At 44.2% G+C, this 25,500-nt stretch carries 25 protein-coding genes and 2 tRNA genes; 13 read left to right on the top strand and 14 right to left on the bottom strand.

Features of this window, described 5'->3' with window-relative positions:
• Window positions 1-56: 56 nt before the first annotated feature.
• A complete protein-coding gene (locus EMP01_RS14030) occupies window positions 57-2,378 on the top strand; it encodes a T9SS type A sorting domain-containing protein (protein WP_129022191.1) in 2,322 nt (773 codons plus the stop codon).
• A 109-nt stretch (window positions 2,379-2,487) separates the two neighbouring features.
• Here EMP01_RS14030 and EMP01_RS14025 read toward each other — a convergent pair whose 3' ends face one another.
• Window positions 2,488-4,539, bottom strand: a complete 2,052-nt coding sequence (locus EMP01_RS14025) for a T9SS type B sorting domain-containing protein (protein ID WP_129022190.1) — start codon at window positions 4,537-4,539, stop codon at window positions 2,488-2,490.
• A 440-nt stretch (window positions 4,540-4,979) separates the two neighbouring features.
• Between EMP01_RS14025 and EMP01_RS14020 the strand changes: the two genes are divergently transcribed.
• Both EMP01_RS14020 and EMP01_RS14015 read left to right on the top strand, forming a co-directional pair.
• On the top strand, window positions 4,980-7,901 hold the full coding sequence (locus EMP01_RS14020; protein WP_129022189.1) for a T9SS type A sorting domain-containing protein: 2,922 nt from the start codon (window positions 4,980-4,982) through the stop codon (window positions 7,899-7,901).
• Window positions 7,902-8,041: 140 nt separating this feature from the next.
• Complete coding sequence (locus EMP01_RS14015; RefSeq protein WP_129022188.1) at window positions 8,042-10,825, top strand: T9SS type A sorting domain-containing protein; 2,784 nt, start codon at window positions 8,042-8,044, stop codon at window positions 10,823-10,825.
• 99 nt (window positions 10,826-10,924) lie between these two features.
• Here the strand turns inward: EMP01_RS14015 and EMP01_RS14010 are convergent, their stop codons facing one another.
• The 4 genes from EMP01_RS14010 to EMP01_RS13995 form a co-directional block, all read right to left on the bottom strand.
• Window positions 10,925-11,365, bottom strand: coding sequence for a VOC family protein (locus EMP01_RS14010; protein WP_129022187.1), 441 nt, complete (start codon window positions 11,363-11,365; stop codon window positions 10,925-10,927).
• A 79-nt stretch (window positions 11,366-11,444) separates the two neighbouring features.
• Window positions 11,445-11,651: a hypothetical protein gene (locus EMP01_RS14005; protein ID WP_129022186.1), complete on the bottom strand. Its 207-nt coding sequence runs from the start codon at window positions 11,649-11,651 to the stop codon at window positions 11,445-11,447.
• Between the two features lie 270 nt (window positions 11,652-11,921).
• Window positions 11,922-12,260, bottom strand: a complete 339-nt coding sequence (locus EMP01_RS14000) for a cupin domain-containing protein (RefSeq protein ID WP_129022185.1) — start codon at window positions 12,258-12,260, stop codon at window positions 11,922-11,924.
• A gap of 111 nt (window positions 12,261-12,371) precedes the next feature.
• Window positions 12,372-12,584, bottom strand: a complete 213-nt coding sequence (locus EMP01_RS13995) for a CsbD family protein (RefSeq protein ID WP_129022184.1) — start codon at window positions 12,582-12,584, stop codon at window positions 12,372-12,374.
• 565 nt (window positions 12,585-13,149) lie between these two features.
• Here EMP01_RS13995 and EMP01_RS13990 point away from each other — a divergent pair.
• Window positions 13,150-13,632 (top strand): ferritin-like domain-containing protein, encoded by a 483-nt coding sequence (locus EMP01_RS13990; RefSeq protein WP_129022183.1) that lies wholly within the window; start codon window positions 13,150-13,152, stop codon window positions 13,630-13,632.
• A gap of 324 nt (window positions 13,633-13,956) precedes the next feature.
• On the opposite strand, the gene EMP01_RS13985 is transcribed toward EMP01_RS13990, so the two are convergent.
• The 4 genes from EMP01_RS13985 to EMP01_RS13970 form a co-directional block, all read right to left on the bottom strand.
• Window positions 13,957-14,030, bottom strand: a tRNA-Pro gene (locus EMP01_RS13985).
• Window positions 14,031-14,083: 53 nt separating this feature from the next.
• Window positions 14,084-14,157, bottom strand: a tRNA-Met gene (locus EMP01_RS13980).
• Between the two features lie 60 nt (window positions 14,158-14,217).
• A complete protein-coding gene (locus tag EMP01_RS13975; protein ID WP_129022182.1) occupies window positions 14,218-15,441 on the bottom strand; it encodes an aminotransferase class V-fold PLP-dependent enzyme in 1,224 nt (407 codons plus the stop codon).
• A gap of 602 nt (window positions 15,442-16,043) precedes the next feature.
• Complete coding sequence (locus EMP01_RS13970) at window positions 16,044-16,493, bottom strand: DUF983 domain-containing protein (protein WP_129022181.1); 450 nt, start codon at window positions 16,491-16,493, stop codon at window positions 16,044-16,046.
• 51 nt (window positions 16,494-16,544) lie between these two features.
• Here EMP01_RS13970 and EMP01_RS13965 point away from each other — a divergent pair, with 51 nt between their 5' ends.
• On the top strand, window positions 16,545-17,021 hold the full coding sequence (locus EMP01_RS13965) for a GAF domain-containing protein (RefSeq protein ID WP_129022180.1): 477 nt from the start codon (window positions 16,545-16,547) through the stop codon (window positions 17,019-17,021).
• Window positions 17,022-17,024: 3 nt separating this feature from the next.
• Here EMP01_RS13965 and EMP01_RS13960 read toward each other — a convergent pair whose 3' ends face one another.
• A complete protein-coding gene (locus EMP01_RS13960; protein ID WP_129022179.1) occupies window positions 17,025-18,167 on the bottom strand; it encodes a DNA polymerase III subunit in 1,143 nt (380 codons plus the stop codon).
• Between the two features lie 216 nt (window positions 18,168-18,383).
• Here EMP01_RS13960 and rpmH point away from each other — a divergent pair, with 216 nt between their 5' ends.
• From rpmH to EMP01_RS13935, 5 genes are all read left to right on the top strand, one after another.
• The gene (gene rpmH, locus EMP01_RS13955; protein ID WP_129022178.1) at window positions 18,384-18,539 is read left to right on the top strand and encodes a 50S ribosomal protein L34; all 156 of its coding nucleotides are present in this window, start codon (window positions 18,384-18,386) and stop codon (window positions 18,537-18,539) included.
• Window positions 18,540-18,559: 20 nt separating this feature from the next.
• Window positions 18,560-18,979, top strand: coding sequence for a ribonuclease P protein component (gene rnpA / locus EMP01_RS13950; RefSeq protein WP_129022177.1), 420 nt, complete (start codon window positions 18,560-18,562; stop codon window positions 18,977-18,979).
• Window positions 18,963-19,181 carry a membrane protein insertion efficiency factor YidD gene (gene yidD, locus EMP01_RS13945; protein ID WP_129022176.1) on the top strand — a complete coding sequence of 73 codons (219 nt, stop codon included), beginning with the start codon at window positions 18,963-18,965 and terminating at the stop codon, window positions 19,179-19,181. The genes rnpA and yidD overlap by 17 nt, the downstream gene beginning before the upstream one ends.
• 76 nt (window positions 19,182-19,257) lie before the next feature.
• On the top strand, window positions 19,258-20,115 hold the full coding sequence (locus EMP01_RS13940) for a sulfite exporter TauE/SafE family protein (protein WP_129022175.1): 858 nt from the start codon (window positions 19,258-19,260) through the stop codon (window positions 20,113-20,115).
• A gap of 9 nt (window positions 20,116-20,124) precedes the next feature.
• Window positions 20,125-20,502 (top strand): DUF1634 domain-containing protein, encoded by a 378-nt coding sequence (locus EMP01_RS13935; protein WP_129022174.1) that lies wholly within the window; start codon window positions 20,125-20,127, stop codon window positions 20,500-20,502.
• Here EMP01_RS13935 and EMP01_RS13930 read toward each other — a convergent pair.
• The 4 genes from EMP01_RS13930 to EMP01_RS13915 all read right to left on the bottom strand — a co-directional run bounded on the left by EMP01_RS13930 (window position 20,492) and on the right by EMP01_RS13915 (window position 23,124).
• On the bottom strand, window positions 20,492-21,094 hold the full coding sequence (locus EMP01_RS13930) for a riboflavin synthase (RefSeq protein WP_129022173.1): 603 nt from the start codon (window positions 21,092-21,094) through the stop codon (window positions 20,492-20,494). The two genes, EMP01_RS13935 and EMP01_RS13930, sit on opposite strands and share 11 nt — an antisense overlap.
• A gap of 14 nt (window positions 21,095-21,108) precedes the next feature.
• Window positions 21,109-21,693 (bottom strand): hypothetical protein, encoded by a 585-nt coding sequence (locus tag EMP01_RS13925; RefSeq protein ID WP_129022172.1) that lies wholly within the window; start codon window positions 21,691-21,693, stop codon window positions 21,109-21,111.
• A gap of 157 nt (window positions 21,694-21,850) precedes the next feature.
• Entirely contained in the window at window positions 21,851-22,210 is a 360-nt protein-coding gene (locus EMP01_RS13920; protein ID WP_129022171.1) for an ArsR/SmtB family transcription factor, read from the bottom strand.
• Between the two features lie 269 nt (window positions 22,211-22,479).
• Window positions 22,480-23,124: an NUDIX hydrolase gene (locus tag EMP01_RS13915; RefSeq protein ID WP_129022170.1), complete on the bottom strand. Its 645-nt coding sequence runs from the start codon at window positions 23,122-23,124 to the stop codon at window positions 22,480-22,482.
• 112 nt (window positions 23,125-23,236) lie between these two features.
• Here EMP01_RS13915 and azu point away from each other — a divergent pair, with 112 nt between their 5' ends.
• From azu to EMP01_RS13900, 3 genes are read left to right on the top strand one after another with little or no spacing between them, the layout of a single operon-like run.
• A complete protein-coding gene (gene azu / locus EMP01_RS13910) occupies window positions 23,237-23,755 on the top strand; it encodes an azurin (RefSeq protein WP_129022169.1) in 519 nt (172 codons plus the stop codon).
• 22 nt (window positions 23,756-23,777) lie between these two features.
• Window positions 23,778-25,019, top strand: a complete 1,242-nt coding sequence (pepT, locus tag EMP01_RS13905) for a peptidase T (RefSeq protein ID WP_129022168.1) — start codon at window positions 23,778-23,780, stop codon at window positions 25,017-25,019.
• Between the two features lie 33 nt (window positions 25,020-25,052).
• A complete protein-coding gene (locus EMP01_RS13900) occupies window positions 25,053-25,487 on the top strand; it encodes an FKBP-type peptidyl-prolyl cis-trans isomerase (protein WP_129022167.1) in 435 nt (144 codons plus the stop codon).
• Window positions 25,488-25,500 lie beyond the last annotated feature (13 nt).

Here is a 25,500-nt window from a genome sequence, read left to right as displayed (position 1 = left end):
AAAAAGACAGGAATATTCCATGTTAGTTTTACGATACACCAATCAATTAAAAACACATGGCTATTCCAAATTTCTACAATGCGAAACGGGGCATGCAACGCATCATGGCGGCAACACTGTTATCCTCCGCTGCATTCAATGCATCCGCACAATCTTATGACTGGGTTATACCTCCGGCAACCCGTATTCAGTTTAACGGAACTTCCGCCGGTGTACCCTTATCCATGACCAGTATCGGCTGCAACGGAACGGCCACCGCACAGGTAATCTCTACCGCTCCTGGTAGTAACCCCTTTGCATTTGTGCCCAATTGCGGTACCTATAATCTTTCCGGCACCAATGTAGCTGCCAAAGGTTATAGAAACGTATTTCCGGTAACGGGCCTGTGTAAACAATTCTATTCTGTAGAATGGGCACTGAGCCATTATCCGGCCAACAGTAAACTGATGCTGCGTAAGCTCAATGGTAGTAATCCCGCATCACTGGTCCAAACGGACAGCGTAGAACTGTTTTCGGAACAATCTGATGATCAGTCCTCTCATACTGTAGCTGTGGCTCCGGTGAGAAATGATGGCTCCAGAATGGTTTATTTCTATGATGCCAAGAACAATGCACTGAAGGCCTTCAGTGTCTCCTTAAACGGGACAATAGGCGCGGTGCAACATCTCCGCAATATATCTATAGGCGTAAGCACTTTTGAGACGTACAACCAGATGGAGGTAAGTCCGAGTGGGCGCTACTTACTGTTCAGCGACCGCAACTTCGCTAAGGTATGGTGTGTCGATTTATTCACTACAGGTTATCCGGTTACCGAACTCACTGCAAATTTCCCTACTACTACAGGCAGACATATTCACGGGTATGAGTATGTACCTATGCCGGGCGGCGATGACCGTGTCTACATCAGCTGGCACGGAAGTGGTCCTACTGCCGGTAATGTATGCTATGTAAAATTATCTGATCTATCCTATACCAATATCTTTCCAACAGTTGGCCTGCCATCCACCACTTCAGAGTTAAGCTGGGGCTATACCGAGATAGAGCTGGGCAGAGACGGACAGTTATATATGGCCACCAATCCCAATACAGGTCTGGGAGATAATACAATGACCGCAGGAGCCTTGTATACTCTGAACATTACCAACAGTACCCTTACGCCCGTAAAAATAAACGGTACGACACAGGTATACATCAATACCTATTCTAATGGTGGATTTGGCTATAAAATTCAGTCACAGATAGATGGGGAAACGTTTAAAGGCTATACCTTGTCTCCAAGCTATAACCTGAATGGTATATCACAAAATAACCTCCCGGTAATCCCTGATGTAATCCTGTGCGACAATGCACCGATGATCATCAATTTCGATGCCGGTGGTTATATTACTACAGCAGGCATTACGCTGCAAAAAGGAACGGTATCGGGTAATACGTTTACAGCCGTAGGATTCCCTATTGCAACAACCGGCAATCCGCTGGGCGCTCCGCAGACTCCGGGAAGTGTTAATGTAGGATCGCTGTTCGGTCTGGGTAGCTATACAGGCGGCGTACGATTTACACTGACGTTCAACAATGGTTGTACGACTTCGACCATCACCCAAACATTCAACATTCGCAGAGCCGGACTGGTAGCCGATTTCAAAATGCAAGGACCATCCAGCTGTACCGCTCAGAACCGAGTGGTTACCGCCAGTCAGCTGGCCTCTTCTAGTCCTTTCACACAGCCGGCAGCAGCTGTATTCTGTAAAGATGGCTGGTTAGGAGCGCTTACTGCAGGCATTCAGCAGTCAACGTTTACTCCTTCTGGAGATCTTACTATTCAGAATTATACTTTGAAGGTACAGCAGGTCGACAATACAGGAAATCCGGTTGCAGGAGGTATGTCTTTTGACTCTACTCAATTAACTCCTTTTAATAATTTCAACTTCAATACACTTGTACCTAATGGCTGGTTTTTAGCTAACTATAATGCGATTAAGAACAATACTTATTTTAAAGTCACCCTAGGCGTTAATACAACACCTTGCGGCCTTATTGAGCGCTATTCTTATTTCAGAATTATCGATGGCGGATTCCCCGGTAATTACTGGAACTCTGGTGTAACACTTCTTGACCGTGAAATGGATGCTGTGCAGGTGTTCCCTAATCCGGCACAGAACAAGATCAACTTTACCTGGTCAGCAGGTAATAATCCTGAAAGTGCAGCAAGGTTACAGATCAGTAATACATTAGGCAAAAGCGTATTACAGCAATCATTTATGCAGCAAAATGGTAAGAATGAGGCTAGTCTTGACGTTTCCGAATTAGCACCAGGTATCTATTACTATCAAATGGAAGCAAACGGTACAATCCATAAAGGAAAGATTACGGTATTGTAAATCCGGTAGGCAATTTTGCATACAGGAAATATAATGATATCAATATAACAAAACCCGCTCATGGAGCGGGTTTTGTTATATTGATTCAAAAGGGTTTGTCCGCACTCTTCTAGCGGATTAAAGTAACTTCTCCCGTAAATTTCTTCACCGTGCCATCTAAAAATATAATGGAAATACTGTACCAGTACACCCCCTGCTCCATTGGCTTTCCGTTTACATTTGAGGTACCATCCCAGCCACTGTTCATATTGGCAGTGGAGTGAACGACTTGTCCGTACCGGTTATACACCCTGAATTCGGAAGTGCTGTACGCACGATCCAGCCTCAGTTTCGGCACAAATACATCATTTCGTCCATCGCCATTTGGGGTAAATGCATTCGGCACTATTACCTCTTTGCTATAGGCTCTTAACTTAACCGGAATAAGCACACTATCATCACAGCCAGCCAGTGAGCGCGCCAGAACTTTTATCTCCTGGTCTTCGTTCAACGATAAAGATTGCTGCTTTGCAAAGGATGACACAAACAGGTCTTCGGGATACCAGCCAAGCACTTCAAAATCGCCCTCAAATGCATCAGTGACTTTGATCAGAAAAGGTTCGCCCTCGTAAGGTTCTTCTGGCTCCAAAGTATACTGTATATTGAACCTGTTCACGGTTATATTATATTGCTGATACAAACTATCGCAACCTAAAATATTATAAAAAGTATCGGTCACAATAGCCGAAGCTGTATATCGTATACCCTTTACCCAGACTGCATCACAGCCAGCGGTATCAATCTGAACCAGGGTTGCATCATTATTATGAATAACAATTCGCGTTTCCTGATAAATACTATCACAGCCCAATACGGAGTGTAAGGTATCATACAGTACAGTACTTTGTGTATACACCTGATTGTTGTAGGTAAGCTGTTTGCAGGCTTCTAAGTTAACCACCAAAGGCTGTGCCTGATTGAGCACCGTCAGGTTTAAGGTAACGATGCTGTCGCAACCACCGGTTCCGGGAAACGTATCTGTGGCTGTGTTGTTGCTTGTAGTATACGTAACACCGTTAAAGGTATACGACTGGCCATAGCAGATCGTGGCGGTTTCTGTTCCGGTCAGAGCAGGACTGATCTGTATCGTCATAGATTGTCCTCCGATCGCACACTGTCCGGCTGCAGGCGTGAAGGTATAAGTGGTGGTTGCGGTATTATTAATAGCCGGACTCCAGACACCATTAATACCGTTAGAAGAAGTTGCAGGTAAGGTAATAGCAGAACCACTGCAATATGGCCCCAGTTGGCTAAACAAAGGGGTATCTATAGGATGCGGTGTGATAAAGATCTCCTGTATGATATTCACCGCGCAGCAAGGATTTTTAAAGGCACTGATGATCTTTACAGTGGAATCTCCGGTAACATTATGCAGTGTTATAGCAGCATTACCGGAACTGTTGGTGACCACTGTATCCAGTATCAATTGACCAAGTATGTTCTGGTTGTTAACATTGTACACGATTGAGGTGCCCGGTGCAGTGGCTAAGGAAATCACGGCATCCTCACCGATACAAACGGTAACCGGTGGATTGATTACAACACTCTGCACATTGCAGGAGGCATTGGTGGTACCGGAAACAGAAGTACCGTTCACCACCCTGAAAGTACCTCCGGTACTGGTTGCACCGCCCATCACCAACCTGATCTCCACACTATCATTCGCCGGGATACAATAATTGGCAGGGAAAGTAACCGTTTCATTATTGGTGCTGTTGAGATAACCCACCCCCATCAGGCTGAGTACACCTGTGGTCGGGAAGTAGCAATATGCCCTGAAATAGGTAGGTCCGGTCGTGCTCCTTCGGGCAACGATTGAGACCTGGGTAAGGTTTAAAGATGTATTTGCATCTGTTTTGATATAGGCGGCTATATACCCCACCGGGTTGCCGTTAAGGTTCTCTGAATTGTACCCGTCTGTGGCACTCTGATACGTGCTGTTATTATACCTCCTCCACTGAGAAAACACGACTCCCGAACCGGTGGGTACAGTAGTAAAATTACCATGCGGGTAGGCATCGGCATAACCGCTCCAGGTATTACTGGCCAGTGGTATCTGTGCCTGAATTACTGTTTCCAGGCAGCAAAAAAACAGGCAAAAGGCAATCATTATATATCTCATAAAATTTATTATAAAAAATCAACAATGTTTTGCCCGCTAAAGTAGCCGTCCTGTATTAACCGAATATGTTATTTATATTATGTTTTATTAAATCACTTTTATAAGTATTATTATTTCTGCTTTTATACATAATGCTGATTCGTTCAATAAATGCACTCTTTTCAGCTTCATAAATCCATCAACAGAAATAACACAAAAGTCAATACCAGTAAAGTTTTCAGGAACTATAAAAGATCATTTATACTTGATAGGAAACTCTTGTGTAAAGCCGCAAAATGAAAATTCAACAAAAATGCATCGTCCTTCCTCTAAAAAATTTATAACCTTACCAGCACTGCATTTTAATTCATAAATCATTGAGTTAATTTTTAGTTCACCTGATATTAACGAGCACGTAACATATATAGTTAATTTTTGCAATACCTAAAACATTTCCCAAAATGATGAACTCAAACACGGGATTGATTGCAAAATCTCCCTCAGTGTCCTCAAAAAACACTGCCGAAACCCGAACGATAGGTGCACGCCTGTCCAAACTGAAAGTTATTGCCGGAGCAGCATTTATGATGCTGACTTCTGCCCTGACGGCCTCAGCGACGCTCATCAACAGTACAGTAAGCTGTACACAGACTACCACTGCCACCACCTCTTGCGTAAATGGTTTTTTTGCAAGCGGCTGGACCTCCAACAACGGATACTGGACGTACTCGCTGAACACAACCGGATTCACCGGCATCACTATGAATTTTAACACCACTTCATCAGGCACCGGACCTACTAAAGGTTATGTTTATTACAACATTGGCGCGAGCGATGTTTTGGTAGATAGTTACACTGTAAATACAAGCTGTGCATTAAAAACTTTTACACTTCCTTCAGCCTGTGATAACAAGGCTACCCTGCAGATCAAACTGAAAATGGCCAACGCATCTGCCGCTGGCGGTACGAACCGCGTGCCTTCCAATGGGGTATTCGACGGTACCAACACAACTGGTTGTTCCGGTACACCTGTAGCCGGTACAGCAAGCAGCAACAAGACCGCTGTTTGTGGTGCAGATTCTGTATTATTTACCCTGTCCGGCGGAGCAAGCGGTACCAGCATCAGCTACCAATGGCAATCTTCTCCTAATGGTACCAGCTGGACCAACATCTCTGGTGCTACTGGTCTTACCTACAAAGGCTATGTATCTGCCACCGGTTATTATCGCATGGTGACCACCTGTGCAGGTTCTGGCTTATCGGCCAATTCAAATGCGCAACTGGTAACCGTTAATGCACTGCCTTCAGTTAACCCGATTTCAGGTGGCAGCAGCACTCCACTGTTAATCGGCCAGACAACTTCTTTATCGAATACCACTCCTGGTGGTGTATGGAGCAGCAGCAACACGTCTGTAGCTACGGTAAATGCATCTGGTCTGGTGACTGCCGTTAGTGGTGGTACAGCTGTAATCAAGTACACTGTTGAGGCTTCTGGTTGTGAAAACGCCGCTACCACTAATGTGAATGTAGTATGGCCTAATACCCTGGCACTGTATGCTGGTTACAACGGCAGCAATACCAATGTAATCACCATTGCAGGTGAAACCGCCGGTGCTTTAACCGCACATAACTTCACAACATTAGATACACCGTCCACGCCTTGTGCTTCAGGTGGCTTAAGCGGACTGAACATCCTGCCTTCTGTAACGGCGTATAACAGCGCTACAGGTCCGTACATTTCTTATGTGCTGACACCTGATGCCGGTAAAGCATTAAACATTACCCGCATTTCTGCTAAAACCCGCGAGTCTGATTCTTCTGCACAAAAAGCACGTATTGCTTACCGTGTAAACGGTGGTCCATGGATCGATGAAAACCGTGATGTGGTACAAAGCAGAGGCGGTAGTTGTGGTGCAAACTCTAATGTATGGGATTTCACACTGAATGGTGCAAACCCAACAGTGAATGGCATCACCGGCACTTTAGAAGTAGCCGTGTTCCCGTATAATACTGCTACCAAATATGGAACATTCCAGCTGAATAGCCTGGAGGTATATGGTACAATCACTACTTCCACTCCTTGTGCGGGTACACCTGCTGCAGGATCTGTTACTCCTTCTGTGGTGAACATCTGTGATACCGGTTCTCGTTGGTTAAACTTTGCTGGTGTTGCTGGTGTTGGTATTTCTTACCAATGGCAGAAGTCTACCGACAACGTTAACTTCACTGATATCTCCGGTGCTACAAATGCTACCTACAACACGGGTACCCTCGTTGCCGGTGTCGCTCCTGCAATCAACTACTACCGTGTAAAAACTATCTGTTCTGCTTCTGGTTTATCTGCCTTCTCTCCTGCAGATACAGTGAACGTAAACAGCACAGGTAGCCTGGGTTCATTCTCTGCTCCTGACTTCCTGTATATCGGTACACCGGTTACGATCACGGCACCGGTTAGCGGTGGCAGATGGAGCAGCAACGATACCAGCGTAGCCTCTATCGACAGCATCAGCGGTGCTGCAACCCCACACATCCCTGGTGATGCCGTATTTACTTACAGCAAAACAACTAACGGATGTACTGCACGCAGCAGAGATACGATCAATGTGGTTTACCCTAATACCATTGCTGCGTACATCGGTAAAAAAGGTAACAGCACTACCGTAAACGCAGCAAGCGGTTATACTGTTACTCCATTAGCCAATGTAGGTTTCGATACTGCTCAGAAGTGTACCAACGGTGGTTTAAGCGGTCTGAAAAAAGACGGCCTGATGACGTACTCTGACTTAGGGCCTCACGTATCATTCATGTTAAACATCGGAAGCGCAACTCCTATCGACATCACTGGTTTCTACGCTACACTGCGTCGTTCTAACTCTGGTATCTCCAAAGCCCGTCTGGCTTATAACTTAGATGGTAGCTTCTGGTACGATGGTGGTGAGTTAAGCGTACAGGCCGATGATTGTGGTTACAGTTCAACTGTATTATCACACCCTGACATGTCTTTCCTGACTGGTCTGGTGAATACAAACCAGGTTGAATTTGCGATCTACGGTTACGGCCCGATTGCGAATGGTGGTACCTTACAGGTTAATGCTATTGACATCACAGCTACCGGTTCTGCTGCTTATCTGTCTAAGAAGGTAATGATCCCGGTAAACAATGAGATCAATGTGTATCCTAATCCGGCGACCAATGTACTGAACATTGTAGCTCAGGAAGCAGTAAACGTAAACATCTTCAGCATCGAAGGCAAGCAACTGATCAATGCGGCGAATATTACATCGGTTGATGTAAGCCGTCTGGCTGCCGGAACCTATATGGCTCAGGTGCGCAGCGCTGCGAACAATACTTTGATCAAAACAGTAAAATTCACTAAGCAATAAGTTACTCCGAAACCATATTGTTTTAACGGATTACACAACCTCTTTTTCAGAGGTTGTGTAATCTTTTTATATAAAAATATCCCTTTACATTTTTATCTGTTGAGCGTATTTAAGTACAGTAATTTCTAAACAATAAAACAATGTTCAAATACTATAAATTTTTACTCTTCATATTAATCAGTGCAAGCCCTTACCTGGCCAAGGCCCAGACCGATACGCTTGCATTCTGGACTTTTGAAAGCCGTTCGGGACAGCAATTAATCAGCCCACCTAATGTATATGGTCCCATCACCCCGGAACAAGGTAATGGTAACCTGACCAGCTTGCACCAAAACGGAGCCTACGCGGCTACCTATGCCAATGCGGGCAATGGTACGGGCAAATCGCTAAACCTTAACCGCTGGACCACCGTCGGAGATTACATACAATTCCAGGTAAGCACTGTGGGCAAATCCAGCATCCAGATTGGCTTTGAACAAGGCAGCGCCAGTGGAAACGGGCCGCTCGACTTTAAAGTATCTTATAGTACGGATGGCATTAATTTCACCGATCTGCCTGCAGGAAGCTTCCAGCAAACAGCTTCTGTAAACGGCGACTGGACGGCTGCAACCTATCTGCCGGGCTTTCATAAAACCTTTACCCTGCCAGCAGCGTTAAACAATGTAGCGACTGCATACATCAGAATATCTACGACCTCACTGAACAGCGTATCACCAGGCACTCAGGTAGCCCCTGCCGGTAATTCCCGTTTCGACAATATCCTCATCACCGGTACCACAATTGCCCCTACTACACAAATCACCAATGTGGCGACCAGCGATTCTACGTTCTGTAATGCAGGTGCGAATACATTCCAGGTATCTTTCAATACCAATGCGGCAACGACCACTACATATACTGTTGAGCGTTCCAATGCATCAGGTAGTTTTGCTAATCCTGTGGTTATAGGCAGTGGTACAGCATCGCCCATCAACGCTACGATTCCTGCAGGAACTACAGCGGGTGGTAATTACCAGATCCGTGTAGTGTCTGCAGGTTCAGTGAGCCTGAATGCTGCGGGTCCCATTGTGATTGATCCTGCTATAACCGTATCACTACAGCCCGCAGGCTTTACGGTATGTGAGGGTGCTATTGTGAATTTAGAAATGCTGAGTCCCAATGCGCAAAGCTACCAGTGGCTGCATAACGGAAGCCCGGTGGCGAATAATTCCTTCAGCAACTCTTTTACGCTTTCTGCAGCTACATTAAGCGAGGCCGGGTCTTATCGTGTGGCACTGACCCACGGCGCTTGTGCAGACACGAGTAACAGTGCAGTTATAGTGGTAAATCCAGGTACGATACCAACCAATACCACGGCAAGCGGTTCCCGCTTTTTCGGTGCCGGAAGCAACTTTCCGGTGATCGCCAATAACGGCAGCTGTGGAAGACTGGCAACGATCAAATCCTTGAGCAATATCCTGGGCAATACTACAGTTAGCCTTACCGCAGGGGCTCCGCAACAGGCAGGCACCAATGGACCATGGCATGTGGGCAGGAGCTTTACGCTGAACGCTGCTACGGCGCCAACAGGCAATGTAGCCCTGAGCTTTTATTTCAGTCCTGCGGACTGGGTCGCTTACAATGTAGCCGCCCCGGCAGCACAGCAAATCGCGGTGAACCCATCTGCGCAGACATTAGGTAATTTATATTTCTCCAAACTGACCAGTCTCAGTGGCCTGGGTAGCAGTTCCGCAGTACTGACTCCGGACTCTGTAAGCTTCCAGAATGGATACTGGAAAGTGAGTATTACGGTGAACAGCTTTAACAGCCTTTCTACTTTCTATGCACATGGCAGCAACTTTCAAGCCTGCCCGACACCAACGATCAGCATTACAGAGAGCGCTAATAATATTTGCTCCGGCAGCAGTGTAAGTTATATGGCGACAATAAGTAACCAGGGCGCCAATCCTGTTTATCAATGGCAGGTGAATGGTACGAATATGGCTACAGGAGCCACTTACAGCTATACTCCGGCAGACGGAGATACGGTAACCTGTATCCTGACCAATAGCGATTGTTTTAATCCGACTGCAGATACCAGCAATGCCATTATCATGCACGTAACACCAACCGTTACACCAGCTGTGGTTATTGCAAGCAACAATCCTACTTCCTGTGCCGGTATGCAGGTAACCTTTACAGCGACCCCAACCAATGGCGGAACAGCTCCGGTATACCAGTGGAAGGTAAATGGTAATAATACGGGTAGCGGCGGTGTAACTTTTGATTATACGCCTAATGATGGCGATATCATTACTTGCGAACTGACCAGCAATGCTCCTTGTCTGAGCACAACAAGCCCGGTACTCAGCAATGCGATTACCGCAGATGTAGAAGCCCTTATTACGGCTGCTATTAGTGTTACCGCTAGCCCTGCAAGCAATGCACCTCAGGGTTCGCCGGTTGTATATACTGCTGCGGTATCCGGAACAAGTGTGTATAGTTTAGACTGGTATGTAAACAATCAATTATTGCTGCAACAGCAAAGCCCGAACAATACCTATACCCGAACGGCTACAGCTGTTCCTGATACAGTATATGCTGTACTGCATGTAGAGGGTTGTTTCACTGCTCCGACTTATCAGTCTAACCAGGTGATCGTCACCTCAACGAATAGCATCCCGAAAGTCGCTATGGATTTAGGCTTGACCTTCTACCCTAATCCTGTACAGAACAGCCTGACTATTGAAGTACATAAAGGTGATGTAAAAGAAGTACAGCTGATGAACATGCTCGGCCAGGTACTACAAAATGAAAAAACTGCAAGCAGCAAAAAACAGGTGGTAAACTTTGCTCATCTTGCTTCGGGCGTTTACTATATAAAAGTCCGCGTGCAATACGCCGGTGAAGATTACGTGATCGTGGAAAAGGTGATTAAGGAATAAACAAATTTCGGATTGATACTGCCAATTATAATAAAAAGGCCCGCTCTGTAAGCGGGCCTTTTTATATTGTTATGCTGTCTATGTTTTTGCTGTGTTTAATTATATGTTTCCGTTATTTGTTGGATCAAACTCCACCATCCACTCAATGCCATATTTATCTCTGAACATACCGAAATAGGTACCCCAGGGACTATCTTCAATAGGCATTTCTATTGCTCCGCCTGCAGAAAGTCCGTTAAATATATGATCAGCCTCTTCCTTACTTTCCGCACTTACAGCAATTTTACTTCTGTGCTCATTTTCATTCACCTTTCCCATAAATTCCGGAACATCATTTCCCATCAGCATATTGGTTTTACCGATGGGCAAAGCAATATGCATGATTTTATCTTCATCTTTTTCTGCTACGGGGAATTCAGCGCTTGATATATCTTTTAGGCGTATAACCTTTGCGAATGCTCCCCCAAATACGGATTGGTAAAAGGTAAATGCTTCTTCTGCATTTCCATTGAAGTTAATGTGCGGATTGATAAGGGGCATAATGTATATTTTTATTGCAGTTTAAAGATACCACTTAAATACATATCGCGTACGTTCAAAAAATCGAAGAAACATCTGTCTATTCCTGTATTTTTTTAATAATTCCAATCACCTCTTCTCTGCTTTTGAGCAGCCTCGATCCTATCCTATCCAGTAATTCGTCCTCCTTTCCGGATTCAAATTGAAGATCTTCATTTGTCAGTTGTGAAAATTTCTTTTGTAACTTTTCAGACTGTTTACGCCAATCTTCTTTTATCTTAATGGAATCATTTGGATTTTTGTTCATCGTTTTGCAATTTATTTTTGAAAATGAATTATTACTTCCATTTAATGTAGTGGCTGATTACTTTACTTTTTTCTTTCCCTTTCGAATATCCATAATTGTTTTTTGAGTGTAGCAAGATATTTCCTAAGGTCAGCAACATGTATGGATTTCCTATCCTCTGAAAAGAACAGTGGTGTTTCACTCAACAGCAGGTAGAGCTCAGGGAATTTTTCCTGGATCTTTTGTGTGACCTCAAAGATGCGTATCGTGATTTTTCGTACATCAACTGCATTATTCATATCCGCTTTTAATTACTGTCTGAATCATTTTGAATCGGACGTTTGCTTTTACCAGATTGGATTTATGTGCGGGGATGATGATAGACTCACCGGTTTGCAGTAAGAAAGATTTACCATCTATGATGATTTCTGCATTCCCTTCAATGATTTGTGCATAGGTATCGAAAGGTGATGTTTTTTCCGTCAACTCTTCTCCATCGTCAAAAGACATTAGGACTATATTACCGGTAGTTTTCTTTAAAATCGTTTTACTCACTACGGAATTAGGGATATATTCAATGATCTCAACCGTAATGTGTGTTTTTGATTTTTCGAGTTCGTTGGTATCCATTTAATTATCGTTTTAAATGTAAAAAAAAGGCAGAATTATAAATTCTGCCTTTGTCTGCTGTTTGCTTCAAACAGTAGACATTTTAATTCAAAGGCAATAGAATTCAAAGATCTACTGAACTTTTTTGATGATATTGATCACCTCATCGCGCTTTTTATTCAGCCTGTTTTCTACCCTGGTAAGTAAGGCATCTTCCTTGCCAGATTCAAATTTCAGATCAGCATCAGTAAGTTGTGAATACTTTTCTTTAAGCTGTTTTGATTGTTCATCCCAGTTGCCTGTAATCGTAAAAGGAGTATTCCCTTGCTTTTGATTGATATCCATAATTGCTTTCTTTATTTCGCAACGGAATTGTTACTATGCAAAGATGAGAAACCTATGACAGCTATTATTACATATGGAATGTAAATACTTACATATACCACAGGTTTTGAGAAATTCTTTTGCGTTTCCAACTTACCTCACAGAGGCACAAATGCCCCCGGATTATGTATGACGTGTGAATCATGTAAGTTTTACCATAAAGAGTGTAAGATTTTAAATACATAATGGTATAACCTTTGCATTATGGTCACAAATACACTTCCTGTAAACAATTCGGGGCATGAAAAAGAATAAAGCATTACAAAACAATGCCCGGTATATCATTGCAAGAAGTAGACTTATAGGTAATGCTTACTGGGATTGCAAATTCCCCATTTCAGAAATAAGATGCCGGGCATATCGCAGGTCAAAAGTAAGCGCTCTATCAGCTTTAACTAAATAATTTATTTACAATAATCAAAATACAAAAATGAAAAATCAGTAATCTAATCCGACGACCGATTCCCAAAACGGAAAGCAGTCAAAACCAAAATCAACAAGCGCCCCTTTACAGTCATCACAATTAATGAAATTATTTGAGGATGAATTAAAAGACATCTACTGGGCCGAAAAAGCCTTGACAAAAGCAATACCTAAAATGATCAAAAATGCGACTGATCCCAGTTTAATTGACGCACTTACAAATCATCTTGCAGAAACAGAAAAACAAGTAATAAGATTAGTGGATATTTTTGAATCAATAGATAAGAAAGCTGTTGCTAAAAAATGTGAGGCCATGGAAGGGCTCATTAAAGAATCCGCAGAAATAATGGATTCATGTGAAGCAGGGGCCATGCGTGATGCTGGTATCATTTCGGCAGGGCAAAAAGTGGAGCACTATGAAATTGCGTCGTACGGAACACTCCGTCAATTTGCAGAAACGCTCGGACTAACCAAAGCCGTAACGCTTTTAGCCGCAACGCTTGAGGAAGAAAAAGCCGCTAATCAACAACTTTTCGATGTGATAATAACAGTTGTGAATATTGAAGACGCAATAATAGAAAAATAAAGCAAATTGTAGTTGCCGACAAATACAAGCAGACCTCCCTGATTGGCAATCATTCTATTTAATTGCACATAATCCAATGGCAAGATTATTTAGGAGTACTTTAAAATGACCAACACTTCTAAAATATACTACCGGTTGATTTGGTATTTTGGGTGACGCATATCACAATAATCATCACATGCATCCTGTAAGACCCGACAATGCATCAAAATGGTTTGAATGGGATATGAGGCTTCAAACAATGAAGCACCTTCAATTGATCGAGATCATTAAACATACTAAATACGACAAAACCCGCTCTTAGAGCGGGTTTTGTGTTACTTGTAGGGAAGACAGGGTTCGAACCTGCGACCCCCTGGTCCCAAACCAGGTGCGCTACCGGACTGCGCTACTTCCCTATCCGGTCTTTAAGTAGAAACAATAATGAAGCACATCAATGTTTATTTACTTGTAGCGGAGACGGGAGTTGAACCCGTGACCTCAGGGTTATGAATCCTGCGCTCTAACCATCTGAGCTACCCCGCCAATTGGGTGGCAAAGGTAATATGCTTTTTTTATTCCACCAAAATTCTTGGCAATATTTTTTTACGACAACATAGCTACAGCCTTATGCAGTCCCGCTACCAGGGCATCTACCTCTGCTTTGGTATTATAGAAAGAGAAGGATGCTCTTACCGTACCGGGTATACCGAATTTATCCATAATCGGCTGACAACAGTGGTGACCGGTACGTACCGCAATGCCCTGCTTATCCAGCAGCTCTCCTACATCAAAAGGATGCAGGTTGCCTATCAGGAAAGAGTGTGTGGCTGACTTTTCAGGGGCAGTGCCGATAAAACGCAGACCGGGAACCGTAAGCAATTGCGCTTCTGCATACTGCAGCAACTCATGCTCATACGCTGCAATCTTATCCAGCCCTATAGCCTGTACATACTGTAAGGCGGCATGCAGTCCTATAGCACCGGATACATTTGGGGTACCGGCCTCGAAACGGAAGGGAAGATCGGCATAAGTTGTTCCATCGAAACTTACGGTTTTGATCATGGAACCACCACCCTGGTAAGGAGGCATATCGCTCAGCCAGGCTGATTTACCATACAGGATACCGATACCGGTTGGTCCATATATTTTATGTCCGGAGAACACCAGGAAATCAATATCCAGCGCTTGCACATCAACTGGTACGTGTTGTATTGCCTGTGCGGCATCTACCATTACCGGAACATTTGCCGCATGGGCCTTTGCTACGATCTCGGCTATAGGATTGACGGTACCCAGGGTATTGCTCACCCAGGTTACGGCCAGTATCTTTGTTTTTTCTGTAAGTAAATGATCCAGCTCCGCCAGGGGCAGTGTACCGTTCTCATCCATACGCCATACTTTCAATACAGCACCTCTTTCTTCACAGGCCATTTGCCAGGGTACTATATTGGAGTGATGCTCCATTTCGGAAATGATGATCTCATCACCGGGCTGTATATATCGCTTCGCAAAAGAAAAAGCAACCAGGTTAATGCTGTCGGTAGTGCCTTTTGTGAAAATAATTTCTTCTTCTCTAGCTGCATTGATAAATTGCTGCACGCCTCTGCGCGCCGCCTCTTCTGCATCGGTAGCCTTCTGACTCAGGAAGTGCACCCCACGGTGTACATTACTGTTATAGCTGCTGTAGTAGGTGACCAGTGCATCGATCACTGCCTGCGGCTTCTGCGTGGTGGCTCCGTTATCAAGGTATACCAAAGGTTTTCCGTATACTGTTTCTGCCAGTATCGGGAAGTCTTTTCTTACTTTATCTATATCGAAATGTTGCATTATTGATTTGAAAATATATCCTGCAAAGGTATGTATATCTTGCGGACTTCACCGGCGATATACGTTAAGCATATTAAAATTAAACTGACTATCCGCATTTAGGTAACTATTTTATTCGTCCTTTTGTCCGGCAACAAAAGGACGAAAAATACCTTTGTTTTCATCAAGGCGATTGCAAAGCACCGCCATTTTATACCGTTGCGTGCATTGATCGTCTGAGCTTAACGTGTGATGCTTTCGGTGCTCAACGATCGCATCTCCACTCCAAAATGGCTATCGCTGTGATGAAAACAATAAGCGATCCGTACTGTACAGATTGCTCGAAAGGCCTTATAAATCCGGCGTTAAGAAAATCATTGGCTCGGTCGATAAAGTCGGAAACCACTGTCTGAGCGCAGCGAGTCTGGTTTGCGACCGGCCGACACATTGATTTTTAGCCAGGGATTTATACAGCCTTGATTTTTTGGCGCTACCTTTTGCATCAAGGCAAAAGGTAGCAAAAGATATAAATAGACTATTTAAATCATAATACTAGTTCTTGTTTCCTTTAAGCGGATACTCAGTAAAATCAAAACGGGCAACTGAATCAGCCGCCCGTATATTTATGAAGTTTGTATTTCCTGTTGCGGCGCATCTGCCGGAGGTATGTGCTGGTCATCGTTTTTATCGTAAGAACCATATTTTACAAACATACTCAGGTACACTACACGCGAGTATCGCATAATCCAGGGTTGTAGTAATAATACGATAACCACATCTACTCCTATAAACCAGAACAGGCTGTTGTCTCTGAAATCGATACCAATAAAGATCAGGAACCATACCAGGTTGAAAACGGTAAGGGCGATAGACAAGCCATAACTCACATAACCCGTTCCATAATAAAAACCAGGCTCGATCTCCATCTTTTGCCCGCATTCAGCGCAGCGCTCCGGCATATCCAACATCTTTTTAAAAGGAAAAACAGATTTATTGGAAAACATTTTTCCTTTTCTGCAATTAGGGCATTTCATGCCCGCAACTGCAGCCAGAAGAGAAGGTTCTTTAGCCATTGCACTGAAATTGTTTAGATTTGCAAAGTTAGACAATTTTAAAAGAACACATTGGCAGAAGATTTTATACCCTTTGAGGGCACGAAGACAGAACAATATGAATATGTGCTGGCACAGATTGAGGCCTTATGTATGGCGGAAAGCAATGCAATCGCCAATATGGCGAATATCTGTGCGGTATTGCGCGAACAGTTTCCCTGGTTCTGGATCGGGTTTTACCTGGTCGATACCGCAGCGAACAACCTGGTGCTGGGACCCTTCCAGGGACCACTGGCCTGTACCCGTATCCCTTTCGGCAAGGGCGTTTGCGGTACTGCCTGGAAGCGGAACGAAACCGTTGTGGTACCGGATGTAACCCAGTTTGAAGGACATATAGCTTGCAGCAGCCTGTCTCAGTCAGAGATTGTAGTGCCTTTGCGCCGCAATGGAGCGGTGTGGGCGATACTGGATATCGACAGTGAGCATCTCAATACTTTTGATGAGACCGACACTCAGTACCTGGGCCGTATCGCTGATATGATTATCTGATTTTTACAGTGCTTTTAATGTTGTGCCTTTCAGTGTATATTGTAAGGATACTGAAAGGTGCAGCAATACAATTTTTGCATTGGCATTGCGCTCTATATGATAGATGGCTTTGCTGATCGACTCATCCATGCTGCTGATCGTATCTGCACTGAAATTGCGGGTAGAGAGTCTTCTCACAAACTGTAGCTCGTCTTCTGGTAAAGGTGGCTGATAGCCGGGAATGAGTTGTATACGGAAAGCATGTGCCAGCAATTGCTGTGCAAACAAGAGAAAGTTTTTCTGTTGTACCTTACTGGTCTTATCCATCAGCTCTACCCATTTACCAATCAGCAGTCCGTTAAAGGTAAACACTCCATTGAACCATTGCTTTAATAATTCAAGCAGATCCTTTTCACTTTGTTGCAATACACCCAATCCCTGTGCGACATTACCCTCAGCAATCTGTGCTGCCTGGGCTGCATCCCGCTCCGAGATCCTGTAATGCTGCATAAGTATGGATTGTACCGCTTCTGCCCCTAAGGGCTGTAACCGCACCAGTTGCGTACGGGACAAAATCGTATCCAGTACACCGTCTGTACTTTCGGCCACCAGCAGGAATACTGTATTTGGAGGCGGCTCTTCGATCAGTTTCAATAATATATTACCTTCCTTACCCAGATACTCCGGACGCCAGATTACCTGTATCTTATAGGCACCCTCAGATGCTTTCAGGCTAAGGGTTTCGATCATCTGACGACATTCCTCTGCTGATATATTGCCCTTCTGGTTACTTGTAGCGCCCACAAACTGTAACCAGTCAAATACACTACCGTAGGGGTTTTCATGAACGAACTTCCGGAACTCGGAAATGTTATTTTTACTCATTGCTTTCTCTCCGGCCTTCATGGGAACGGAGGGGAATGTAAGGTGCAGATCAGGATGAACCAGGTTCTCTGTCTTCAGACAAGCCGGGCAAACGCCGCATGCGGTACCGTCTGCAGCTTTCTCTTCACACAAAAGATAACGGGCAAAAGCCAGGGCCAGGGCCAGACCGCCGGTACCTTCTTTTCCAAGAATCATGATCGCATGGGGCAGGTGCTCAGATTGGTAGTAATTGAGCAGTCCTTGCTTAGCTTTATCTTGTCCGTATATGGCATTCCATTGCATAATGCAAATATATAGGGACTATTTTAAAAGGAGATCAATTCCTTTTCTTTTACAATCGGCCGAAATGTGCTATTTTTGCTGCTTTCCGATAAAATACCGGAAAGGGCATAAAATTTATTTTGATATTATAAAAAATGCCTTTACCTTTGCAGTCCCTTAAAAGGCACCTGCCTAAGGCTGTAACTATTTGTAAAAAATTAAAGTAAAAATTATAATATGAAACGTACTTTCCAACCGTCTCGTCGTCGCCGTAAGAATGTGCATGGTTTCCGTAAACGCATGGAGACTGCAAATGGCCGTAAAGTATTAGCATCACGTCGTAAAAAAGGACGTAAAAAATTAACTGTTTCTGACGAAAGACGTTTAAAATAAGATCAGTTCTCATTTTGTTGATGGAAAGCTCTAATATTCAGCGCTTTACATTACCTTCAACGGAACGGTTAAAATTACGTAAACAGATTGAAACGCTTTTCCAGACCGGAGAAGCGTTTTCCGTTTATCCATTAAGGGTAATTTATTGCATCACTCCCCGGGAAACGGCTTCCGCTCCGTCTCTCGCGGGCTTTAGTGTGCCAAAAAAGAAGATGAAACTGGCTGTGCAGCGCAACCGGATCAAGCGATTGATACGGGAATCCTGGAGGGTGCAGAAACATGAGCTGACTCCGGCATTACTGCCCGATCAACAGATCCATCTTTTCTTTATCTTTACAGGTAAGGATATGCCTGTGCACGCAGATATTTATAAAAGTGTACAAAAGGCAATTGCCACACTTCGTAAAAAATGCGTTCAAACAAATGAGCATACCAGCTAAAATTGTACTGGGCATTATAAAAATGTACCAGAAACTACTCTCTCCCTGGCTTGGAGCTAATTGCCGCTATACCCCCACCTGTTCTCAATACGGGCTGGAGGCCGTTAAAAAATATGGCGCACTTAAAGGTGGCTGGATGGCTCTGAAACGAATAGGCCGCTGCCATCCCTGGGGCGGACATGGCTATGATCCTGTGCCATAACCTTATACCAATTTCCTGCCTTAATTTATTATTCCTTAAACAATTGGGTTATAGAAAACACCCTACATTTGCAGGGATGAATGAAATTTCCTTTTCCCTGATCCTGTTGTTCGGTGCGATCTTCGCCGGCTTCATCGGGGCACTGACCGGCCTTGGTGGCGGTATTGTGATTGTTCCCTTACTTACTTTAGGACTTGGTGTTCCCATGAAATATGCGGTAGCTGCTTCGCTGATCTCTGTGATCGGCACCTCCAGCGGCGCTGCCTCTGCTTATGTAAAAGAGGGCATTACCAACATGCGTATCGGTATGTTTCTGGAGATTGCAACCACACTGGGTGCGATCCTGGGTGCGGTACTGGTGATCCTGGTAGACCTGCCGGTGGATATTATCGGTATTATATTCGGTGCGGTGCTGATTGTTACTGCGGTTTTAAGTGCACAGAAAAAACCAGATCATCGGGAACCTTTCGTTCCGGGCTCTTATGCTGACAAACTGCAGCTATATGGTACCTTCCCTCATAACGGCAAGGAAGAATCGTATAGTTCCAGGAATGTTTTCGGAGGATTCTCTATCATGGCCCTGGCCGGATTTTTATCGGGTCTGCTGGGTGTAGGCGGTGGTGTATTTAAAGTGCTGGCTATGGATAATATCATGCGCCTGCCCTTTAAGGTATCTACTACTACCAGCAATTTTATGATCGGGGTGACTGCCGCAGCGAGCAGCATTATTTATTTTGCAGGAGGATATGTGGTACCCAGTATTGCGGCACCGGTTGTGATAGGGGTGATCCTGGGATCACTGATCGGCTCCAAAGTACTGATTCATATTAATGTGCAGCTGCTCAAACGCATATTTGCTATTGTCGTAGGTATACTGGCTGTATATATGATATACAATGGCTATGCAGGCAATTTCAGTCACCGTTCTCATTAAAGAAATCTTATGTCTCAGAATACAAAAAAAGATATTCAACAACTGGTTGGCAACACCTTACGTATTGGCGTATGGCTGTCATTCGGTATTACTGCAGTAGGATTGCTGATCTTCCTGGCAGGCAATAGTGGTGCACAATTTGAACCGGGAACGTTACCTGCAGCACCGGAAAACTTTTCGTTTTCTGCTTTGAAAAAAGGACTGTTCAGTGGAGATGCCCTGAGTATAATCGCATTGGGAGTGCTCATTCTACTGATCACCCCCGTATTGCGTGTAATATTTGCCTTGTACGGCTATTGGCTGGAGCGCAACAAACTGTACATGCTTATTTCTATAATTGTATTAGGCATTATCGCCAGCAGTTTATTTATTGGTGCTACGCATTAAACACGCCCTCAATATGTGTTTTTCTTAAGAAGTATTTTCCCAGAATATCAAATTCCAGGTTCACACGATCGCCGGGCTGCAGGTATTGAAAGCCTGTATGCTCATAGGTGTATGGGATAATAGCTACCTGAAACCCTGAATCCGTAACACTAAATGAGGTGAGGCTTACTCCATTGATACAGATTGACCCTTTTTCAATCATCAGGGCCGCAAAAGCTGCAGGAAACTCAAAGGTGAAGATATGACTACCCTCTCCATCTTCTTTGGCAGTACACACACCTGTAGCATCTACATGCCCCTGTACGAAATGGCCATCCAGTCTGTCGCCCAGGCGAAGGGCCAGTTCCAGGTTTACTTTACGTCCTGCTACCCAGTCTTTAAGATTTGTCTTCTGTAAGGTTTCATCAATTGCAGTAACCACATAACGGTCGCCATCAATCGACACTACCGTCAGGCATACTCCGTCATGCGCTACGGACTGATCTATAGCCAGCTGGCTGGTTAATGCTGATTGTACGGTAATATGTATATTGGTTCCTTCGGGCTGAATGGAAATGATTTCGCCCTGGTCTTTAATAATGCCGGTAAACATATGATCTGATAAAATTATTGTTTGACAGCCTTGCCTTTGTGGTAAAATACGCCGGCAGGCTTGTTTTCTGTAAGCAAAATATTCATTGAGGCGATCAGGGTATCGCTGGTACGTCTAAAGTATCCGCTTACGGTATCGGTACTGTTGCAGGAAATCTGACCTCCGTACACATTCGGAATCAGCGTATCGGTCACAGCCAGTGCATATTTATTGGCAGTTACCTTCAGCAAAGTACTGTTATCGCAGAAGCCTGATACTGTAAGCCGCATACGAAAAGTATCTGTAGTAAGGCTCGCAGGGGAGAACACCAGGTTGCGTACCTGTCGCTGCTGGAAGGCCATGTCCTTGTCAAATATAGAGTCTACCCACTCCCATGTTCCTTCAAAATACTCTGTTGCGTACTCGCAGACCGTACTGTCGGGTATACCCGGAAAGCCGCGGTTATAATTGGCCGCTATTGGATCATTACAGTAATGATTGGGAAGATCCACGTCCGGTTTCACCGGATCGGTATATTTCTCGCAGGCCATAAGCCATATGGCCGAAGCCCCGGCTATACCAAGCAATACTGTCTGTAATTTTATTATCCCTGCTTTCATGGTTTATATGCGGTTAAAGGTACATATTATCTGGGAAATGCCGCTCTCTCCTATTGGAAAACGCAATAGACCCATGCTTTATTTTTATAAAGGGTCTGTAAATCAAAAAAGACCGAACCGCCTGGTCCAGTCTTTTTTACATCAATAAAAACAATTTTTATCTCTTTTCGTCAGTTGCTACTAAATCCTGTACAAACTTTGCAACTGCTGCAATACGGTTAGGATTCAATACATAGTGAATGAATTTTCCATCACGCTCTGTCATTACAACATTTGCTCTGCGCAAAATCGCTAAATGTTGAGAAGCTACAGACTGCTCCAAACGCAGCTTAACATATATGTCTGTAACATTCATACGCTTATGCTCCTCCAATAACTTGATGATCTGTTGACGCAGTTTGTGATTGATTGCTCTCAAAGTCATTGCGGCGCTCTTCACGGCAATATAGTCCAACTTTGTCTGTTCTTCAGCGATTTCTTCTTTACGATTTACCGTTGGGGCAAGTAATTGTTCCATGTTGTATATTTAATTTAATTGAAGTCAATGTGCACTAATAGGTAGTGTTTTCTCTTTCACTTGCTGAAGTGTAGTTTTTTAAAATTGCTTGCAAATATATATCAATTAAATTAAAAATTAATATAAAATATTTGCTAAAATTTATGTAAAGAAAAACACAAAAACATAGTATTACAATATCTAAAATTACTAAAAGACTGAAACAAAATAAGTTAAGTATTTACAAATATTACTCTTTGAACCAAACCAGCTCCCAAAGTGGTCAAAAATTAGTCGAAAATTTCTTTTAATATGACTTCAAGTTCCGACAAAATCATTGCGGTTGCTCCCCAGACAATTGTCTCTTCCGGCAACATATATACCGGTGCTTTCCAGAAAAGCTGAGGATTGGTGTTGGAATACACCTTTGCCTCCGATTGCGCGTCAAAAATTTCGGAAAGTGCCGGTTCGAGTATCCTGGCGACTTCAAATGCAGAGCCTTCCAGTTCCGGCCGGCCTGTTGCAATAGCTACGACAGGATGTACTTCAAAATTGCTGACTCTTATATATAACGGAGACAGGCGCCCGATTATTTCAACCCTTGCACTGTCCAGGCTTACCTCCTCATAGGCCTCGCGCAGTGCGGTATCGTATATACTATTGTCAAATGTTTCCTTTTTGCCTCCCGGTAGCGCAATCTGCCCGCTATGGGCCCCTCCGTCATTGGTACGCTCGATCAGTACCAGGTGTACCTGTCCGCCCTCCGGGTACAACAGGATCAGCACCCCGCTCTGGCGGGCATCTGCTGCGGCCTCAACAGGATCTCCCTTACGGGATTCGGGCAGCATTCTTTGTTGTGCGGTAAAGCCGGGAAGGCTTACAGAAAGGCGTTCTCTGAGTCGGTGAACAAAATCGTTCCAGGATGAAAAAGTCATTGCTGCAAATATAAAAATTAGTCAAAATATATACCGGTAATTCCGGCAATTTAACGTTGCCCTTACTAAATAATGGATTACTTTTGCCTGATTAACAATTCACGTTTTTGACATGAAAAAAATAGCCATTACCTTAACCGCCATAAGCAGCTTCTGGCTTGCATCCTGTGGCGGAAATCAGGACGCACAAAATCATGATGACCATGGTACCCAAAGCCAGGAACAGGCTGGAAGTATGGTTGCCGACGACAAGCCGGTTACCAGCATTGACCTTGCGGCCGGAGATGATATGCGTTTCAGCCAAAAGGACTTTACTGTTCCGGTCGGACAACAGATCACGCTGACCCTGAAACATACTGGACAGTCAGACAAGAATATTATGGGCCATAATGTGGTGATCCTGAAACCGGGCTCTTCTACTTCTGATTTTGGTAATGCAGCGGTAAATGCAAAAGCAGAAGATTATGTTCCTAAAGAACTGGCGGACAAGGTAATTGCACACACGCAACTCATTGGTGGCGGCGAACAGACCGAAATTAAATTTACTATTACCGAACCGGGCGACTATCCTTTCTTATGTAGCTTTCCGGGACATTTCGGAATGATGAAAGGAACCATTACTGCAAAATAATCGCTGAACAATAACATAATTTATGATCAACAATTACCAGCATACTGTTGCTGAGCGCCTGATGCGCTATGTACAAGTGGAAACGCAAAGCAATCCGTTTTCTGAAACACAACCTTCCAGCGAAAATCAAAAAGACCTGAGCCGCATGCTGGTTACTGAACTGCATGAGCTGGGTATTACTGATGCGGAACTGGATGAGCACGGATATGTGTATGCAACCATCCCATCCAATATTGAACAGGACGTGCCAGTACTGTGCTTTTGCGCGCACGTCGATACTGCCCCTGACTGTAGCGGCACTAACGTAAAGCCTATCCTGCACCAGAAATGGGACGGATCGGATATCGTACTGCCGGATGATAACAGTATTGTAATCTCTACTAAAAAACACCCTTACCTGAGCGAAAGAATCGGGGACGATATTATTACCGCTTCTGGCCTTACCTTATTAGGTGCAGATGATAAAGCCGGTGTGGCCGTAATTATGGACCTGGCCGAATACCTGATGAAGCATCCTGAAGTAAAGCATGGCAAAATCCGTATACTGTTTACACCTGACGAGGAAATCGGTCGTGGTGTAAATGCTGTGGATATGAACAAACTGGGTGCAGACTTCGGTTACACATTGGATGGTGGCGAGCGCGGACACCTGGAGGGCGAAAGCTTCTCTGCTGACGGGGTTACGATTCGCATCCACGGTGTAAGTGCACACCCTGGTTATGCCAAAGGCAAGCTGGTTAATGCTCTGAAAGTTGCGGGTCAGTTTTTGGATGCCTTACCTAAAGATAGCTGGAGTCCTGAAATGACTGAAGGCAGTGAAGGCTTTGTGCACCCGATCCATATTTCCGGTGCCGCAGAGATCACTACCCTGCAATTCATCATCCGTGATCATAAAACGGAATTACTGCATGTATACGAAGAACGCCTGGAAAATATCCTGAAAGATGTTGTGGCTCAATGGCCTGGTGCCCGTTATGAGTTTACGGTTAAAGAGCAGTACCGCAATATGAAAGAAATCCTGGATACCAGACCGGAAGTAATGGATATTGCTGAGAAGGCATACCTGCAGGCTGGACTGAACCCTCAGCGCATCAGCATTCGCGGTGGTACCGATGGTTCCCGTCTGTCCTTCATGGGCTTACCTTGTCCGAATATCTTTACCGGAGAAATGGGCATTCACTCTAAAGAAGAGTACTGCAGTGTACAGGATATGGCTAAAGCGGTAGAAGTTTGTGTACACATCTCTACTATAGTAGCCGGTTAATTTTTTTATTTTTATTATTTAAAACATCATATCATGGGTATCTCGGATATCTTATTTCAAAGAAATAAAGACAAAGCGGAAGCTAACCTGAAAGAAGGAATGGACTTCCTGGAACAGAACAAAACGAAGGAAAATATTGTAGCACTGGAGAGTGGTCTGCAATATGAGATCCTGAAAGAGGGCGATGGTGCACAGCCAACTGCAGCTCAAAGCGTGACTTGTCACTACCACGGTACATTGCTGAATGGCAATATCTTTGACAGTTCGGTACAACGTGGCCAACCGGCTACATTCCCGCTGAACCGCGTAATCACCGGCTGGACAGAAGGTGTGCAACTGATGAAAGTGGGCAGCAAATTCCGCTTCTTCATTCCACCACATCTTGCATATGGTGACCGTCAGGTAGGTAGCGATATCGGTCCTAACTCTACCCTGATCTTCGAAGTGGAATTATTAGGTATTCAATAAGAGAATACATTTA

Source organism: Edaphocola flava (assembly GCF_004118155.1).
Classification (GTDB): Bacteria; Bacteroidota; Bacteroidia; order Chitinophagales; family Chitinophagaceae; genus Edaphocola; species Edaphocola flava.
Note: the sequence above shows the minus strand (reverse complement) of the source record. Positions and strands in the feature narration are given on the sequence as shown.

What these genes read in the sequence shown, in the direction of transcription:
- EMP01_RS13935 (WP_129022174.1), top strand. Translation starts at nt 20,125, where the DNA reads ATGTCTCAGAATACAAAAAAAGATATTCAACAACTGGTTGGCAACACC.
- EMP01_RS14020 (WP_129022189.1), top strand. Translation starts at nt 4,980, where the DNA reads ATGATGAACTCAAACACGGGATTGATTGCAAAATCTCCCTCAGTGTCC.
- EMP01_RS13970 (WP_129022181.1), bottom strand. Translation starts at nt 16,493, where the DNA reads ATGGCTAAAGAACCTTCTCTTCTGGCTGCAGTTGCGGGCATGAAATGC.
- EMP01_RS14025 (WP_129022190.1), bottom strand. Translation starts at nt 4,539, where the DNA reads ATGAGATATATAATGATTGCCTTTTGCCTGTTTTTTTGCTGCCTGGAA.
- EMP01_RS14030 (WP_129022191.1), top strand. Translation starts at nt 57, where the DNA reads ATGGCTATTCCAAATTTCTACAATGCGAAACGGGGCATGCAACGCATC.
- EMP01_RS13940 (WP_129022175.1), top strand. Translation starts at nt 19,258, where the DNA reads ATGAATGAAATTTCCTTTTCCCTGATCCTGTTGTTCGGTGCGATCTTC.
- yidD (WP_129022176.1), top strand. Translation starts at nt 18,963, where the DNA reads ATGAGCATACCAGCTAAAATTGTACTGGGCATTATAAAAATGTACCAG.
- EMP01_RS13930 (WP_129022173.1), bottom strand. Translation starts at nt 21,094, where the DNA reads ATGTTTACCGGCATTATTAAAGACCAGGGCGAAATCATTTCCATTCAG.
- EMP01_RS13920 (WP_129022171.1), bottom strand. Translation starts at nt 22,210, where the DNA reads ATGGAACAATTACTTGCCCCAACGGTAAATCGTAAAGAAGAAATCGCT.
- azu (WP_129022169.1), top strand. Translation starts at nt 23,237, where the DNA reads ATGAAAAAAATAGCCATTACCTTAACCGCCATAAGCAGCTTCTGGCTT.
- EMP01_RS14005 (WP_129022186.1), bottom strand. Translation starts at nt 11,651, where the DNA reads ATGAACAAAAATCCAAATGATTCCATTAAGATAAAAGAAGATTGGCGT.
- EMP01_RS13915 (WP_129022170.1), bottom strand. Translation starts at nt 23,124, where the DNA reads ATGACTTTTTCATCCTGGAACGATTTTGTTCACCGACTCAGAGAACGC.
- EMP01_RS13990 (WP_129022183.1), top strand. Translation starts at nt 13,150, where the DNA reads ATGAAATTATTTGAGGATGAATTAAAAGACATCTACTGGGCCGAAAAA.
- rpmH (WP_129022178.1), top strand. Translation starts at nt 18,384, where the DNA reads ATGAAACGTACTTTCCAACCGTCTCGTCGTCGCCGTAAGAATGTGCAT.
- EMP01_RS13925 (WP_129022172.1), bottom strand. Translation starts at nt 21,693, where the DNA reads ATGAAAGCAGGGATAATAAAATTACAGACAGTATTGCTTGGTATAGCC.
- EMP01_RS13960 (WP_129022179.1), bottom strand. Translation starts at nt 18,167, where the DNA reads ATGCAATGGAATGCCATATACGGACAAGATAAAGCTAAGCAAGGACTG.
- EMP01_RS14010 (WP_129022187.1), bottom strand. Translation starts at nt 11,365, where the DNA reads ATGCCCCTTATCAATCCGCACATTAACTTCAATGGAAATGCAGAAGAA.
- EMP01_RS13900 (WP_129022167.1), top strand. Translation starts at nt 25,053, where the DNA reads ATGGGTATCTCGGATATCTTATTTCAAAGAAATAAAGACAAAGCGGAA.
- EMP01_RS13975 (WP_129022182.1), bottom strand. Translation starts at nt 15,441, where the DNA reads ATGCAACATTTCGATATAGATAAAGTAAGAAAAGACTTCCCGATACTG.
- EMP01_RS13995 (WP_129022184.1), bottom strand. Translation starts at nt 12,584, where the DNA reads ATGGATATCAATCAAAAGCAAGGGAATACTCCTTTTACGATTACAGGC.
- EMP01_RS14015 (WP_129022188.1), top strand. Translation starts at nt 8,042, where the DNA reads ATGTTCAAATACTATAAATTTTTACTCTTCATATTAATCAGTGCAAGC.
- rnpA (WP_129022177.1), top strand. Translation starts at nt 18,560, where the DNA reads ATGGAAAGCTCTAATATTCAGCGCTTTACATTACCTTCAACGGAACGG.
- EMP01_RS14000 (WP_129022185.1), bottom strand. Translation starts at nt 12,260, where the DNA reads ATGGATACCAACGAACTCGAAAAATCAAAAACACACATTACGGTTGAG.
- pepT (WP_129022168.1), top strand. Translation starts at nt 23,778, where the DNA reads ATGATCAACAATTACCAGCATACTGTTGCTGAGCGCCTGATGCGCTAT.